Here is a 17148-nt window from a genome sequence, read left to right on the forward strand (position 1 = left end):
AATGTGATAATACATCAAACTGCTCCACCCCCGGCTACGCCGGCGGTCCCCCTCTTCTTATCCAAGAAGAGGAGCTGAGATAGTGCCGGTCAACACAGTTGGTATTTGGGTTATTTTTAATAAGATAACGATATATATACAGGTAGCTTGCATATACAGGTGACTTATTTATCGCACACAAAACTTCTTATCTGATTGATAATCATAAGTTTATATATGCAAAGTGTAGGATGATTCTACTGTTGATAGCTATCGTCAGTACTGATGATAACTATCGTTACTACTGATGATAGCTATCGTTAGTAGTGATGATAGCTATCAACACTAAAATAACCCCGCCAAAAATCAGGTATATCCCTCTTCAACTGTTCCGGTTACACCCTGTATTCTATGGACAATTTATACATTCTATCCTTTTATACCCTTTTACACCGTCCGCTGAAACAGAAGGTAAGAGATAGGCCTACGATCACTTCTGCATTCACTGAAACAAAAGGGCTAACGGCTTAAACCACAAGATGCAATAAGCCCCTTTCTTTTTCGTTATATAGGGAATGATATCTTTCTGTATATTTGTAGAATATAGGATGCGCCTTGGCATAATTCAAACAAGTTTGGCTCTGTATTCGGCTTTCACTATATTTGTACCCTTTAGCATAAATGTACCTGATGAAAACGTATTTGACATATTGTATACTCCTTTTATGTACTCTTTCCCTCTGCTTTTCCTGTAAGACAGTAAAATTAGCTGATGCGGAAGAAAAGCAAAGGATTGGAGAATATTACGAGGCGGCCTCCATGTACCGTAAGATCTATCAGAAGACTTCTCTTAAGAAGAGAGATCTACGGGGATATGTTGCTTTCCGCATGGCTGAATGCAACCGCCTGATCAACAATACTCCCCGGGCAATAAGCGGTTATGTCAATGCTATGCGTTATAATTATCCGGATAGCATTCTCTATCTCCGCCTGGGACAGATGAACCAAAAAAACGGAAAATATGCAGATGCAATCAAGTACTACCATGATTACCTGATTGAAAACCCGGGTAACCTGTTGGCTATGAACGGCATCAAAGGAAGCGAACAGGCACAGGACTGGAAAAAGAACCCTACCCGTTACATCGTACGCCGGATGGAAAAATTCAATTCCCGGCGCGGAGAATTCAGCCCCATGCTGACCGGTACGGACTATGACCAATTATACTTTGCCTCTTCCCGTACCAAAGAGAAAGACGCTGTTATCAGTGCCGTCACCGGACAATACAATAACGATTTCTTCCTTGTCAAAAAAAATGAAAACGGTGTATGGCAAACCCCTGTCCTGGTGGAAGGAGATATAAATACCGAATTTGACGAAGGAACCCCTTCTTTTACTCCCGATGGCAATACGATGTATTACTCCTATTGTGCCCAAGACCCACAGGAACACCGGACGGCAGAGATCTATCGTTCCAGTAGAAGCAGTGCCCAATGGAGTAAGGGCCAGCGTGTAGGATTGGTAAAAGACTCTGTGACCGCCCTGGGACACCCCTCGATCTCCCTGGACGGAAAATATATTTATTTTGTTTCCGATGCTATCGGAGGCTTTGGTGGCAAAGATATCTTCCGTGCCCGTGCCATTGGGGCAGACTTCGGACCGATGGAAAACCTCGGAGCAGAAATTAATACTCCGGGAGATGAGATGTTCCCTTATGCCCGCGACTCTGTCACCCTCTACTTCGCTTCCAATGGACATCCTGGCATGGGAGGACTCGATATATTCAAAGCCACCCAAGACAGTACCGGCTATTGGCATGTCGTCAATATGGGAGCACCGATCAACTCCATGGCCGATGATTTCGGCATCACCTTTGCCGGGAAAAAAGAAGAAGGCTTCTTCAGCTCCAACCGCAACGATGCCCGCGGATTCGACCATATATACTCTTTTGAATACCCGACAGTGACCATCTTTATCGAAGGATACGTCATGGATGTCAATGATTATCCCGTAGAAGATGCCACCATACGTATTGTCGGCAAAGACGGGCTCAACGTACGGGTGCCGGTCAAAAAAGACGGGAGCTACCGGGTAGAGCTGGAGAGAGACATCAGCTACGTGATGATGGCCAGTTGCCGCGGTTTCCTCAACCAGAATTTCGAACTCAAAACCGGACCGGAAGAAGCAAACGAAACTTATACCGTTGACTTTTTCCTTTCTCCTATCCACGAACCGGTAGTGATCGAAAATATCTTTTATGATTTCGACAAAGCCAGCCTTCGCCCCGAATCACAAAAGGCTCTGGATGAAATGATTAAAATGCTCAATGACAATCCGAATGTAACCATCGAATTGGGTGCCCATACCGACCGCAAAGGTACCGACCTATACAACGAAAGGCTGGCCCAACGGCGGGCTCAAGCGGTAGTCGATTACCTCATAGCCGGAGGTATTCAAAAAGACCGATTGGAAGCCAAAGGATATGGTGAGAATGTGCCTAAGACAATCCATAAGAAGATGGCGGAAAATATTGATTTTCTGAATGAAGGAGATGTGCTGACCGAAGAATTCATTCTGGGTCTTACCCCGGAACAACAGGAGATAGCCGACCAAATCAATCGCCGGACCGAATTTAAAGTATTGCGCACCAATTACAATCTATTTTGACACCTTCTGCGATAAAACAATATAAACACATGCGACATCCCTACCTACTGCTCCTTCTCTTCCTGTTTCTCGCAGGAAATATAGGGGCAGCGCACACAGAGGTGACAGATACTATTCCCCCCCAGAAAAGAAAAGATCCGAGCTTCCTCTCCGTCAACGGAGCCGGAGGCATTGTCCTTCCTACAAACAAATACATTAACGAAGGCTGTCTGCCTGCTTATGCCTCCTTGTCTGTGAAATACGGTATCTACTCTTCCGGTGACTCCTGGCAGGATATCGCTTACGGAATGCCTTATTACGGAGTAGGGGTCTATTCCGCACAGTTCTTTAACAAACGGGCCTTGGGCAATCCGATCTCTTTATACCTGTTCCGGGGAGCAGACTTATATACTTTCAACCCCCGCCTTTCTTTGAAGTACGAACTCAACCTCGGCATGTCTTTTGGATGGAAAGCGTATGATGCTTTTGATAATCCGGATAATATCGCTTTAGGCTCTTCGGTCAATATACACGTCGGCGTAAATGCCTATCTCAAACATCGCCTCTCCGACAAATGGGACCTGCATTACGGTGTAGGCCTTTCCCATTTCTCCAACGGTGCTTACCAATTGCCCAACAAGGGATTGAACATGATCTCGCCCTTTGTGGAATTGGTTTACAACTTCCACGGAAATCCAATCTACAACGGAAACAAAAAAGACCTGACAATCCCTCCGGTGGAAAAACGGATCGATTACGATTTCACCTTCACCTCTTCCTCCCGCCAAATACGGGTGGATACCGTAGGCACCGGTCTGCCTTCCCGCCTGTTGGATAAGAACTTCAAAGTCTTTGCTTTCAGTTACGCTACCATGTTCGTGCATAGTTACAAATACAAATGGGGTCCCAGTCTTGACCTAACCTACGATGAGAGCTCAGACATCAAGGCCTGGCGGCAATTCCATCCGGAAGACGGCGTTTATTATGACCGGGTCAAACTGGGCAATTTCCCCAAACGGTTCTCTGTCGGAATATCCCTCAAAGGAGAAATAACCTACCCCTATATGTCTTTCTTTGCCAACCTCGGATACAACCTATTGCATGGAAACAAATACGATTACCGTCTCTACCAGATACTCGGAGTCAAAGCCTATATAAAAGACAATATCTTCGGCACCTTCGGCATACGAGCCAACCGCTTCAGCAAAGCCCAGTATCTCTATTGGAGCATAGGATATACGCTCAAAGGCAAACCTATCAAAAAGAAAAAGTCCTATCTCGATTATATGCTTCCCTGATCTCCTATGCTGCAAACCCGAACGGTTGATTAGAGCGACAGTTAAAATAAAAGGGGAGGAGTATATACAAAATAGAGTGAAATTTACGTTCTCTTATCATATATTCCCCGTAATTTTGTGAAACTGTAGATAAAAATGGAATGAATATGAAGAAAGAACGAATCCTTTGGGCAGATGATGAAATAGATTTATTGAAACCTCATATCTTATTCTTACAGGATAAAGGATATGAAGTAGTGTCTGTTGTCAGTGGACAGGATGCGATTGATCGTGCCCGGGAGGAGACTTTCGATATTATCTTTCTGGATGAGAATATGCCGGGGCTTAGTGGCCTGGATGCCTTGGCGGTGATTAAGGAGATCAACCCGGATATTCCGGTGGTGATGGTGACTAAAAGTGAAGAAGAGAGTATCATGAACCAGGCCATTGGCAATAAAATTGCCGATTACCTGATCAAGCCGGTTAATCCGAACCAGTTATTGCTCTCAATCAAAAAGAATGTACACAAAAATGTAATCATCTCTGAGACCACCACAGTCAACTATCAACAGGAGTTTGCCAAAATAGGGATGCAGATCAACGATTCGTTTACCGCGGAGGAATGGCAGGAGGTCTACAAAAAGCTGGTTTATTGGGAACTGGAGCTGGAGAGTGGACAGACACAGATGACCGACCTGCTCCGGATGCAAAAGCAGGAAGCGAACAATGCTTTCGGTAAGTTTGTGAAGAAGAACTATGAAAAATGGATACTCGATCCGGCTAACCGCCCCTTGATGAGCCCCGACCTCTTCAAAAAGAAAGTCTTCCCCCTGTTGGATAACGACGAAAAGGTGTTTTTTATATTGATAGATAATTTCCGTCTCGATCAATGGAAGGTGGTGAAAGACCTGTTGAGTGATTCTTTTACCTTCGATGAGAGCTTGTATTACAGTATCCTGCCTACTGCCACCCAATATGCCCGTAATTCGATCTTTTCCGGATTGATGCCGGCACAGATCGAAGAGATGTTTCCTGCACTCTGGGTGGACGAAGACAGTGAAGAAGGGAAAAACCTGAATGAAGCACCGTTTATCCAGACCCAGTTGGATCGTTTTCGTAAGAAATATACCTTCTCTTATCATAAAGTGTTTGATTCGCAATATGGGGAGAAGCTGTTGGCACAGGTCTCTTCTTTGACGCAATACCAATTGAATGTGATTGTGATCAACTTTGTGGATATGCTTTCGCATGCCCGCACGGAGAGTAAGATGATCCGCGAGCTGGCACAGAGTGAGGCGGCCTATCGCAGTCTCACCCGTTCCTGGTTTCAACATTCTTCGACCCTGGAGCTTTTCCGGCGGATAGCCGAGAAAGGGTATAAGGTTATCCTGACTACAGACCATGGAACGATACGGGTAGATAATGCAGTCAAGGTGGTGGGGGATAAAAACACAAACACGAACCTGCGCTATAAACTGGGGAAAAACCTCAACTATAATCCGAAAGAGATCTTCGAGATCCGTGACCCGGCAAAGGTCGGTTTGCCATCTCCCAACCTGAGTACGAAATATATATTTGCACTGAATGAGGATTTCTTTGCCTATCCGAATAATTTCAATTATTATGTGTCTTATTATAAGAACACATTCCAACATGGAGGGATCTCTATGGAAGAGATGATGATCCCTTTTATCACGATGGATCCGAAATAAATGTCCCCTTTGAAAAAAGAAGCCTAATAAGAAACATATAAGAGATATAAATGAGTGAGAATATGGAACTTCAGATGATTTTATCTTCCCCCTCGGGCTCCTTGGAGGGACCTATCAACTCCGTTGCCCGTGCATTTATCGAGCAGATGGGCGACCGTACGGTTTTTGCTTTTCACGGCAATATGGGAGTCGGTAAAACGACATTTATTAAAGCTATTTGCGAGGAATTGGGAGTCACAGATGTGATAAACAGCCCTACTTTTGCCATTATCAATGAGTACCGCAGTGAGACAACGGCGGAATTGATCTATCATTTTGATTTTTACAGGATCAATAAAATCAGCGAAGCGGAAGATATTGGTACGGAAGATTATTTCTATAGCGGTGCGCTTTGCTTTATCGAATGGCCGGAAAAGATCGAAGAGCTTTTGCCCTCCGATGTAGTTCATGTTGACATTGTAGAGAACCCGGACCATACGCGGACGGTGACTCTCCGGTAATACGCTTTCCGAAAACAAACAGATACGATGATGGAAACGGCAGATTATTTTTGTATGGGACTTTTTCTTTTTGCCGGTCTTTTCTCCCTATTGGCTTCCTGCCTTAATTGGGAGTGGTTCTTTACGACCCAGAAGTCCGAATATATTGTCCGGACTCTAGGGCGTTCAGGAGCACGTATCTTCTATGGGTTATTAGGGGTTGCTCTGATAACCTGTGGGCTCATAGGTCTGTTTGGAGGTGAGTAATACTTACTCTACCAACATAAAATCGAGTTGCTTCCTTTCCAGGTTGGCCTGTACTACTTTGATTGTGATCGGGTCGCCTAAACGATAGATGCGTTTGGAGCGTCGTCCGATGAGGCTGTAGTTCTTATCGTCAAATTCATAGAAGTCATCATCCAGATCGCGGATAGGCACCAGCCCTTCGCATTTGTTTTCATTCAGTTCCACGTATAATCCCCATTCGGTCACACCAGAGATCACTCCGTCGAAGACCATGCCCAGTTTATCGCTCATAAACTCTACCTGTTTGTATTTGATAGAAGCACGTTCGGCATTGGCTGCCACCTGTTCCATACTGGAGCTATGGTCGCAAAGGTCTTCCAGCTTTTCTTTTTGTGCACTCCGTCCCCCTGCCAGGTAACGTTCCAACAAACGGTGTACCATCATATCGGGATAACGGCGGATAGGGGAGGTGAAATGAGAATAATAATCGAAAGCCAATCCGTAATGTCCTACATTTTCTGTCGAGTAACGTGCCTTCTGCATGGCGCGAATAGCCAATGTCTCGATCAGGTTTTCTTCCGGTTTGCCTTGTGCACTGTCTAATAAACGGTTGATGCCTTTAGATACATCTACCTGGGTTCCTTCTGTTTTCAGTTTATAACCAAAGCGGCGGATAAAGGTAGCGAAGTTCTCCATCTTTTCCGGGTTTGGTGATTCGTGGATACGGTATACAAATGACTTCTTCGTTTTTCCTTTTTCAGGAATCCCTACGTATTCGGCTACGGTTCGGTTTGCCAATAACATAAACTCTTCAATCAGTTTATTGGCATCTTTTGATTCTTTGAAATAGACACTCAATGGTTTCCCTTTTTCGTCGATCTCAAACTTCACCTCATACCGGTCGAAGTTGATCGCTCCGTCTTTGAAGCGCCGGGCACGAAGTTTCTTCGCTAATGCATCAAGGATAAGGATCTCTTCCTGGCAATCTCCTTCTCCTGTTTCGATGACCTGTTGGGCTTCTTCGTAGGTGAACCGACGATCGCTCTTGATCACTGTTCGTCCGATCCGTGACTTCTTTACGTTGGCCTCTGTATCCATCTCAAAGATAGCGGAAAAACAAAGCTTCTCTTCGTTGGGGCGAAGCGAACATATGCCATTGCTCAGCCGTTCCGGCAGCATAGGGATCGTACGATCGACCAGGTAGACCGAGGTGGCACGGCTTTGAGCTTCCCGTTCAATAAGGCTGTCGGGTTTTACATAATGCGTTACGTCAGCAATATGTACTCCTACCTCCCAGTTGCCATCGGTTAACTGGCGCACAGAAAGGGCGTCGTCGAAGTCTTTGGCATCTTTGGGGTCGATCGTAAAGGTGAGAACCTTCCGGAAGTCTTCCCGTTTGGCTATCTCTTCTTCTGTAATATCCTCCGGTATACGCTCTGCCGCCTTTTCTACGGCGACCGGGTATTTATAGGGCAATCCGAATTCGGCCAGGATGGCATGCATCTCGGTGGTGTTGTCTCCGGCCTGTCCCAATATATCGATCACTTGTCCGATGGGATTTTTCTGTCCTTCCGGCCATTCGACGATTTGCACGAGCGCTTTGTCGCCGTTTTTACCGCCTTTCAGTTTGTCTTTGGGGATAAAAATATCGTTTGCCAAGGTCTTATTCTCTGTTACCAGGAAAGAGAAACCTTTGGCTACTTGTAGTTTGCCGACAAAGGTACGTTCTTTCCGTTCCAGTATCTCCACCACTTCGGCTTCGGCCTCGGCTCCTTTGCGTTTGGCAAATAGCTGTACCCTTACTTTGTCTCCGTCCATGGCATGACCAGAGTTCCGTTCGGCGATAAATACCGGGCTGCCTCCGTCTTCGGGCATAAAAGAGTTCTTCCCATTGCTCCGGCGGGCGAAGGTACCCACTGCCTGTGTGCCCAGGCTGTGCAGGCGGTATCGTCCCCGGTCTATCTCTGTGATAAAATGATCGGCGGCCAATACATCCAGTATCTCTGCAACCTGTATCTTTTGTACCTGTGCTTCGACACCAATGATTTTACTGATTTGTTTATAGTTAAATGCTTCTTTGGGGGAAGATTGAAAAGCGCTGACAATGGATTGCACCATTACTTCTTTGCGCATGCGTTTGGCGCGGCCTTTCTTTTCTTTATTTTCGGGTTTATCTTTTCTTTTTGATTTATTTCTTTTCATAAGGCATGATATTTCTTTGTTTACGGAGTAAAGATAGTATTTTCCTGTTGAGAAACAGGTTAGGCTGAGTCGCTAATTTTGAGAAAGGTCTATAAAGGAAGTAAAATAACGTTTTTAAATAGTTACTGCTCTTCAATGTGCCGAATAATTTGTTTAAATTTGCGGATTAAACAAGTAGACGAATGAGCGTAGAAATAAAAGAGGTAACCAGTAAAAAAGAGCTGAGAGACTTTGTTCGATTTAGCATTGATCTATACAAAGAGAATCCCTATTATGTCCCTGATTTGATTAACGATGAGATGGAGACATTGGACAGACAGAAAAATCCGGCATTCGAAGTCTGCGACGCCATCTATTTTCTCGCTTATAAAAACGGCAAAATAGCCGGACGTATCGCCGGAATGATCAACCGCCCAAGCAATGAGGCCTGGAATCAGAAACATGCCCGTTTCGGTTTTGTCGACTTTATTGATGATTCGGAAGTAGTCGATGCCTTGTTTGAAGCAGTAGAAAAATGGGCCGTAACACAGGGAATGAACGCTCTGCATGGTCCGATGGGATTCACCGATATGGATAATGAAGGCATGCTCGTGGAAGGGTTCGATCAACTGGGAACCATGGCTACGATCTATAACTACCCTTACTATCCCAAACAAATCGAACGTATCGGTTTTCAGAAAGACCAGGACTGGCATGAGTTCAAGATATATATCCCGGAGCAGATCCCGGAAAAACACCTGCGCATCGGTGAAATCGTGAAAAAGAAATACGGTCTCAAAGTCGTAAAGGTGAAGAATGCCAAAGAGGTCATGCCGTATGCGCAAAAGATTTTTGATACCTTGAATCTGGCTTTTGCCCCCTTATATGGTTTTGCCCCGTTGACACAGAAGCAAATCGATTATTATGTCAATAAATACATCCCTATGCTTCGTTTTGAGCTGGTTACCCTGATTATTCGCGAAGAGGATGATGCCGTTGTCGGTTTCGGTATTTCCTTGCCGAACCTTTCCCATGCTTTGCAAAAGGCCAAAGGACGTATGTTCCCTTTGGGATGGTATTATTTATTGAAGACATTAAAGTCAAAACCCAAAGTGATCGACCTCTACCTTACCGGTATCCTTCCCGAATACCAGGGCAAAGGGGTAAATGCCCTCCTCTTCAACGACCTTATCCCTATCTATCAAAAGTTGGGTGTCGTTTTTGCAGAGAGTAACCCGGAACTGGAAACAAACAATGCCGTACAAGCCCAATGGGACTATTTCAAAACGGAACATCATAAGACACGAAGAGCGTATATTAAACAGTTGACGATTAATTGACGATTAAACTATTCATTGTCAATTGTCAACTGTCAATTGTCAATTATAAATGAGCATAGCGAATTTATCATGAACGAATTGAACGATACTTTACAGCAAGAGACTGCGTATAACGATGACGATATAAAAACCCTCGATTGGATGGAGCATATCCGTCGGCGTCCCGGTATGTATATCGGGAAACTGGGAGATGGTTCTTATGCCGACGACGGGATTTATGTACTCCTGAAAGAGGTGCTCGACAACTCCATCGACGAATATATGATGGGGTATGGAAAGACGATTGAGGTCACTATCGAAGAGGGTACTGTCTGTGTACGTGACTACGGTCGTGGGGTGCCCCTGGGAAAGGTAGTCGATGTATCCAGTAAAATGAATACCGGAGCTAAATACGACAGTAAAGCGTTCAAGAAATCAGTCGGACTGAATGGGGTCGGTATCAAAGCCGTCAATGCCCTGAGTAGTTATTTCCAGATCTCCAGCCACCGCGATGGAGAGATGAAACAGGTGGAATACAGCCGGGCGCATATCACTGCCGAATCGGATATCACTGCCACAGGAGAGGGCAACGGGACGATGATTTATTTTATCCCCGATAAAGAGATATTCCGTGACTACGCCTATAAAGACGAATACATCGAAAGCCTCCTGAAAAATTATGTCTTTCTCAACTCCGGCCTGACGATTCTGTACAATGGGAAGAAATTCTTCTCCCGGAACGGATTGGTAGACCTATTGAATGAGAATATGACTACCGATCCTCTTTACCCGATCATTCATCTGAAAGGGGAGGATATTGAAGTTGTCCTTACACACAGCAATCAGTATGGTGAGGAGTACTATTCTTTTGTCAATGGGCAACATACCACCCAGGGAGGTACCCATCTCTCCGCTTTTAAAGAAACCTTGGGCCGTGTAATCAAAGAATATTACGCCAAGAATTTTGAATACTCCGATATCCGTGCCGGTGTAGTGGCAGCGATCAGTATCAAGGTGGAAGAACCAGTCTTTGAAAGCCAGACAAAGACGAAACTGGGATCCAAGGATATGGGACCGGACGGACCGACAGTCTCTAAATTTATCGGTGACTTCATCAAAAAAGAACTGGATAACTACCTGCATAAAAACCTGGAAACCTCGGATGCCATGCTGCGCAAGATCACCGAATCCGAGAAGGAACGCAAAGCGATTGCCGGTGTGACCAAATTGGCACGTGAACGGGCCAAGAAAGCAAACTTGCACAACAAGAAGTTGCGCGACTGCCGGGTTCACCTGAATGATACCCGGGGAGACAAACAGGAAGAAAGTAGTATCTTTATTACCGAGGGGGACTCGGCCAGTGGATCCATCACCAAGAGCCGCGATCCGAATTTGCAGGCCGTATTCAGCTTGCGGGGGAAACCGCTGAACAGCTATGGGCTGACCAAGAAGATCGTATACGAAAACGAAGAGTTTAACCTTCTACAGGCGGCCCTGAATATAGAAGATGGCCTGGAAGGTTTGCGCTATAACAAAATAATCATTGCTACCGATGCGGATGTGGATGGTATGCATATCCGTTTGTTGTTGATGACTTTCTTTTTACAATTTTTCCCCGATCTCATCAAACGCAACCATGTGTATATCCTGCAAACTCCTCTTTTCCGGGTACGTAACAAACAGAAAACCTGGTATTGTTATTCGGAAGAAGAGCGTGTGGCTGCTATTCAGGCTGCCGGAAAGAACCCGGAGATTACCCGCTTTAAAGGGCTGGGGGAGATATCACCGGATGAATTCAAGCACTTTATAGGCAAAGATATGCGTCTCGACCCCGTAACGATGAAAAAAGAAGACCTGGTAAAAGAAATGTTAGAGTTTTATATGGGCAAGAATACGATGGAGAGACAAGTCTTTATTATTGATAATCTTGTAGTAGAAGAAGATATAGTATGAAGCGTATCGCTCTTTTCCCGGGGACATTCGATCCCTTCACTATCGGTCACCAGTCTTTGGTCACCCGTGGCTTGGACCTCGTCGATGAAATCATTATAGCCATTGGCATCAATGACAAAAAGCAGACCTACTTCTCTCTTGAGAAAAGAATGGAAGCCATCAAGAACCTTTATAGAACGGAACCCAGGGTGTCGGTGATGCCCTATGACTCTCTGACTGTCGATTTTGCCAAAGAGCAACAGGCACGGTTTATACTGCGTGGTATCCGTACAGTGAATGACTTTGAATATGAAAAGAGCATTGCGGATGTGAACCGGGTATTGGCGGGTATCGAAACATTTATCCTGTTTACTGAACCAGAACATACACATATAAGTTCTAGTATCGTACGCGAACTCTTGCGTTACGGAAAAGATATATCCATGTTTGTCCCGAAAGAGACCGAATTGTATTGAAAATTTAGAAAGATGAAAAAAGGAATAGTATTTCTATTTATCATGGGCATGACTTTGTATGCAGGTGCACAAAATGCAAACAAAGAAGCACGTAAGCTGCAAATGGCCTTGTATGCCATATCCAATTTATATGTAGATCCGGCCGATGAAAGCAAACTGGTGGAAGGGGCAATCACCGGCATGCTTGAAAAATTGGATCCTCATTCGAACTACCTCGATCCGGAGGAAACAAAAGAAATGACCGAACCTTTGCAAGGTAATTTCGATGGCATTGGCATCCAGTTCAATATGCTGACCGATACGCTTTATGTGATCCAGGTGATCCCCGGTGGTCCGTCGGAAAAGGTAGGAGTACTGGCCGGAGACCGGATTATACAGGTGAACGACACCTTGATTGCCGGTGTGAAGATGAAGACGAGTGATATAATGAAACGGCTGCGTGGACCGAAAGGAACAGAGGTCCGTATCAAATTGCTTCGTAACAAAGAACCCGAACTGATCGAATGCAAGATTATACGTGATAAAATACCTGTATACAGTCTTGATGCGGCTTATATGGCTGATAAAACAACGGGATATATCAAGCTCAACCGTTTTGCTATTTCTACGGCAGACGAGTTCCGTGAGGCATTGGTCCAGTTGAAGAAACAAGGAATGAAAAACCTTGTTCTCGACCTGCAAGGCAATGGAGGAGGTTATCTCAATGCGGCTATCGACCTGGCCGATGAGTTTCTGCCCAAAGGCAAACTAATCGTGTATACCGAAGGCTCCAAACAGCCGCGCGAAGAGGCACAGTCTACAGCCAAAGGGGGATTTGAAGAAGGACGCCTGATCGTTCTTGTGGACGAAGGCTCTGCCTCCGCCAGTGAGATCGTTTCCGGTGCTATACAGGATTGGGACCGGGGTATTATCGTGGGACGCCGTACCTTTGGCAAAGGACTGGTACAAAAGCCGATACCCTTACCCGATGGATCCATGATCCGCCTGACCGTTTCCCGCTATTATACGCCCACCGGACGTTCTATACAAAAGCCCTATGAGAACGGAAAAATAGAAGATTATCAGCATGACCTGATCGACCGTTACAACCGGGGAGAACTCATTAGTGCGGATAGTATCCATTTCCCTGACTCAATGAAATACAATACGCTCACAACGAGACGCATCGTGTACGGAGGAGGAGGTATCATGCCGGATGTATTCATCCCGGTGGATACGACTAAATATACGGAATATCACCGCAAATTGGTGGCTACAGGCTTGGTTAATCGGGCTTCGATGAATTATGTCGATACCAATCGTTCGCAACTGACAAAAGACTATGCGACATTTAAAGCATACAAACAACATTTCACTGTACCTGAGTCTCTGTTGGAAGAACTGATCGCTATGGGAACAATAGACGCAATAGCGTTTGATGAGGAGCAGTATCAAAAATCCAAGTCTCTCATCACATTACAGCTCAAAGCACTTATTGCCCGGGATCTGTATGAGATGAGTGAGTATTTCCAGGTGATAAACGATGAAAATGACAGCCTCAAAGAGGCCCTGCGGATTCTCAATACACCTCAGTCGTATAACAAAGAACTCGGTTTCTAAAACCATGTATTGGAGGCTCTTCCTTACCTTCGTTAAGATTGGTACATTTACTATCGGAGGCGGCTATGCCATGTTGCCCCTGATAGAGAAGGAAGTGATCGACCGGGGGTGGTTGGATAAGGATGATTTTCTCGATCTTTTTGCCATGGCACAGTCGTTACCGGGGGTTTTTGCCGTGAATATCTCCATTTTTATCGGGTACAAACTCAAAGGAATCCCTGGATGTATCGCCTGTGCCTTGGGAACCGTATTGCCTTCTTTCCTGATTATTTTATTGATCGCCCTCTCTTTTACCCAGGTGAAAGAGAATATATGGGTGGAAAAGATCTTTAAAGGCCTGCGCCCTGCTGTCGTGGCATTGATAGTGGCCCCTTGTATTACGGTAGCCCGCTCGCTGAAGCTTTCATACAAAACCATAGCCATCCCTCTTGTGGCGGCTCTCTTGATTTGGAAAGGAGGCGTTTCTCCTGTATGGATCATTCTTGTTGCTGCCGGGACAGGATTGGTTTACGAACTGTATTTAAAAAAACATTGATATGATCTGGCTGCAACTGATATATGTATATCTAAAAATAGGACTTTTCGGTTTCGGTGGGGGATATGCCATGCTTTCACTCATACAGGCGGATGTTGTAGATAAATACCATTGGATCACCCTGCAGGAATTTACCGATATCGTGGCCATTTCCCAGATGACGCCTGGTCCCATAGGTATTAACAGCGCCACCTATATCGGTTACACAGCCATTCACAATGCCGGATATGCCCCTGCCTATGCTGTTCTGGGAGCTGCAATAACCACTTTTGCCGTTTGTCTGCCTTCATTCATCCTGGTTCTTCTGATCTCTTATTATTTTACGAAGATTAAAAGAAACAGGTATGTAGAAGCCGCCTTTACCGGTCTCCGCCCTGCCACGGTCGGTCTTATTGCCGCTGCAGCCCTGTTGTTGATGAATACCGAAAACTTTATCGACTATAAAAGTTACCTTCTTTTTGCCGCGGCTTTCTTTCTGACCTGGAAGTTTAAAATGCATCCTATTCTGATAATCTGCCTGGCGGGAGTTGCCGGATTCATTTTGTATTGATTTTTCGTGTAACAAAATTCTCTTTCGATCGTCTACTAAAAAAGTAACCTAATTAAAAATAGTATATAAATGAAACCTATTTATTTCGTCCTGTTTTTCTCTTTGATCTGTGCTGCTGCTTATGCGCAGAACGAAAATGTATCCGAAAACCGCACAATAGACCGCTTCGATAAGATTCAGGTCTGCTGTGGCATCGACTTGTATATCAGTGAAGGCAATTCCTCCACCCTGACGGTCGAAACAAATTATGCCGAATATCTTCCTATGGTGAAAACAGAAGTGAAAAAAGGAGAATTAAACATCTCCTTTAACCTCAAAAACCAGATCAAAAGGCCGAACAAAATGTGGATTAAAGTTACTCTTGCCGCCAATAACCTGACAGCTATAACCGCTTCATCGGGCTCGGACGTTATAAGTAAAACCCCACTGACAGCCGACGATATTAAGATAGCGGCCAATAGCGGAGCAGATATAAAAATAGAGTTACAAGCAAACCACCTGGAATGTGCCACTTCTTCAGGCAGCGATATCAAACTGACCGGTAAAGCAGCGTACGCCCTTCTGAAAGCGTCCAGCGGTGGTGATCTGAACCTGAGAAATATGACCGTCGGAAGCGTCGAAGCCTCCTCGTCTACCGGGAGTGACATTGTCGTGAGTGTTACCGATGAAATCCATGCCAAAGCAAGTACCGGTGCCAGCATTAGATATAAAGGAAACCCACAAAAAGTCAATAAAAAGAAAAGCTTAGGTGGCGATATCCGGTCAATCGATTGATTCGCATTTTTTAGTGTTGATAATTGTAGACACTAAAACTCCGCTTCTTGATATACCTTAATAATGCCCTAAAGCCTCCCCAAAGTATAGGAGGATAAAAAAATCGGACAAACCCTTTTTATCAAGTTTGTCCGATGAGGTGGAGCATAGCGGACTTTATTGCTATCTGATTTACAGATGATTATACTTGTATGTATCAGATTGTGTGTCATTCTTGATCAGTATGTGTATTTTAAATTCTTTAACATCATTATTCTGATTTATGGCATATTTCATATGAAAATAGTTGATGAATCATTGTTATGATTGAAACATATAGGCTTAATCGCTCGATTAAAATTTTCTTTTATTTGTGACTTGATTTCATTTGTAGTACAATTATATATCTTAGATAAATATAACTCAACATTTTTAATGTCATCCTTTTTGTTATAAGGAGCGTCAGTTTCTGTAAGCACTCTTTCTTTAGGAATGGTCGCAATAATATTGCGACCTTTTTCAGTAGCCGTCATAGATTCATTTATAGAAAAATAGTAGCCGTAATTAATAATTTCCTGAATTAAAGAAACCTTTCCGCTATACCAGTGAAATATAACATTTCTAATATTATATTCTTTCAAAAGACTCAATAACTCCTCTTCTGCACCACGTGAATGAACACTAATAACTTTATTTCGATCACGTAGCCAAGAAAATATTTTACGTAAACTGCTAAGTTGAATTTCTTTACTATTAATCCCAGCCTTACTAAAGTCAAGTCCTATTTCTCCAATATAAGACGTAGAGTCAATAAATTGATTGAAGAGTTTTAACTCGGATTGAGATTCTTCCGCGAGCAATGGATGAAAACCTAAAGCTAATCTAATACGTTTATATTTTTTTACATGATTAATGCCTTGTGAGAAATGACTTGGTAAATTAGTCATTCCAATCACTATACCGCCTTTACTCTCTTTATCCAATATATAATTGTGAGGGTTGGGCATCATATCAAAATGACAATGTGTATCAATCATAAGCCAGCTTTATGTCTTATGGTATTGTTCCCATTTTTTTCTATCCAGTCTAATACTTGCTGATAGGATCGCAAAGCTAAACTGATATAATCATCCAAATCATCAGGGTTATCAATACCACTAATTACCAATTCTTGTCTTATTGTATCCTCATTGAATCGTGTTTTAAGGAAATGGAGTAATGTTCTAAAATCTCTACTCCTTTTCTGTTTCATATTATTCAACTGGTAAGATACTCCGTTAAAGATATCTGTCCCTAAAACGTCAGGATTGTCTAGTCCAACAATATCAAGAGCGACCCTTCGATAGATACAGGGCAAGCACATCCCGCAATGATTAATATGCTTCGAGGAAATCTCCAATCCGGGCTTATTGGAAATTCCATCGAAAGTGACCCCCTTCGGCCAATTTAAAGTGACCCCCTAAA

The 17148-nt window shown here is 44.0% G+C and carries 14 protein-coding genes; 12 read left to right on the forward strand and 2 right to left on the reverse strand.

Annotated elements, in window-relative coordinates:
• Positions 1–669 precede the first annotated feature (669 nt).
• The 5 genes from D0T51_RS08615 (at position 670) to D0T51_RS08635 (ending at position 6360) form a co-directional block, all read left to right on the forward strand.
• The gene (locus tag D0T51_RS08615; protein WP_163727972.1) at positions 670–2646 is read left to right on the forward strand and encodes an OmpA family protein; all 1977 of its coding nucleotides are present in this window, start codon (positions 670–672) and stop codon (positions 2644–2646) included.
• Between the two features lie 29 nt (positions 2647–2675).
• The gene (locus tag D0T51_RS08620; RefSeq protein WP_163727975.1) at positions 2676–3923 is read left to right on the forward strand and encodes an acyloxyacyl hydrolase; all 1248 of its coding nucleotides are present in this window, start codon (positions 2676–2678) and stop codon (positions 3921–3923) included.
• Positions 3924–4063: 140 nt separating this feature from the next.
• Positions 4064–5614, forward strand: coding sequence for a bifunctional response regulator/alkaline phosphatase family protein (locus D0T51_RS08625; protein WP_163727977.1), 1551 nt, complete (start codon positions 4064–4066; stop codon positions 5612–5614).
• 74 nt (positions 5615–5688) lie between these two features.
• On the forward strand, positions 5689–6114 hold the full coding sequence (tsaE, locus tag D0T51_RS08630; protein ID WP_163728030.1) for a tRNA (adenosine(37)-N6)-threonylcarbamoyltransferase complex ATPase subunit type 1 TsaE: 426 nt from the start codon (positions 5689–5691) through the stop codon (positions 6112–6114).
• Positions 6115–6141: 27 nt separating this feature from the next.
• Entirely contained in the window at positions 6142–6360 is a 219-nt protein-coding gene (locus D0T51_RS08635) for an immunity 17 family protein (RefSeq protein WP_373457012.1), read from the forward strand.
• A gap of 3 nt (positions 6361–6363) precedes the next feature.
• On the opposite strand, the gene rnr is transcribed toward D0T51_RS08635, so the two are convergent.
• Complete coding sequence (gene rnr / locus D0T51_RS08640) at positions 6364–8541, reverse strand: ribonuclease R (RefSeq protein WP_163727979.1); 2178 nt, start codon at positions 8539–8541, stop codon at positions 6364–6366.
• A gap of 182 nt (positions 8542–8723) precedes the next feature.
• On the opposite strand from rnr, the gene D0T51_RS08645 reads away from it, so the two are divergent.
• The 7 genes from D0T51_RS08645 to D0T51_RS08675 all read left to right on the forward strand — a co-directional run bounded on the left by D0T51_RS08645 (position 8724) and on the right by D0T51_RS08675 (position 15705).
• Positions 8724–9860: a hypothetical protein gene (locus tag D0T51_RS08645; RefSeq protein ID WP_163727981.1), complete on the forward strand. Its 1137-nt coding sequence runs from the start codon at positions 8724–8726 to the stop codon at positions 9858–9860.
• 69 nt (positions 9861–9929) lie between these two features.
• Entirely contained in the window at positions 9930–11792 is a 1863-nt protein-coding gene (locus D0T51_RS08650) for a DNA topoisomerase IV subunit B (protein ID WP_163727983.1), read from the forward strand.
• Entirely contained in the window at positions 11789–12247 is a 459-nt protein-coding gene (gene coaD / locus D0T51_RS08655) for a pantetheine-phosphate adenylyltransferase (RefSeq protein WP_163727985.1), read from the forward strand. Before D0T51_RS08650 ends, coaD begins: the two co-directional genes overlap by 4 nt.
• A 42-nt stretch (positions 12248–12289) precedes the next feature.
• Positions 12290–13846 (forward strand): S41 family peptidase, encoded by a 1557-nt coding sequence (locus tag D0T51_RS08660; RefSeq protein WP_373457013.1) that lies wholly within the window; start codon positions 12290–12292, stop codon positions 13844–13846.
• A 4-nt stretch (positions 13847–13850) separates the two neighbouring features.
• Positions 13851–14381: a chromate transporter gene (locus D0T51_RS08665; RefSeq protein ID WP_163727990.1), complete on the forward strand. Its 531-nt coding sequence runs from the start codon at positions 13851–13853 to the stop codon at positions 14379–14381.
• 1 nt (position 14382) lies between these two features.
• Complete coding sequence (locus D0T51_RS08670) at positions 14383–14931, forward strand: chromate transporter (protein WP_163727992.1); 549 nt, start codon at positions 14383–14385, stop codon at positions 14929–14931.
• Between the two features lie 69 nt (positions 14932–15000).
• On the forward strand, positions 15001–15705 hold the full coding sequence (locus D0T51_RS08675) for a head GIN domain-containing protein (protein WP_163727995.1): 705 nt from the start codon (positions 15001–15003) through the stop codon (positions 15703–15705).
• Positions 15706–15977: 272 nt separating this feature from the next.
• On the opposite strand, the gene D0T51_RS08680 is transcribed toward D0T51_RS08675, so the two are convergent.
• Positions 15978–16721 (reverse strand): TatD family hydrolase, encoded by a 744-nt coding sequence (locus tag D0T51_RS08680; RefSeq protein WP_163727998.1) that lies wholly within the window; start codon positions 16719–16721, stop codon positions 15978–15980.
• Positions 16722–17148 lie beyond the last annotated feature (427 nt).

Origin of the sequence: Parabacteroides sp. 52 (genome assembly GCF_010500925.1) — a bacterium.
In the GTDB taxonomy this organism is placed as follows: domain Bacteria; phylum Bacteroidota; class Bacteroidia; order Bacteroidales; family Tannerellaceae; genus QVMG01.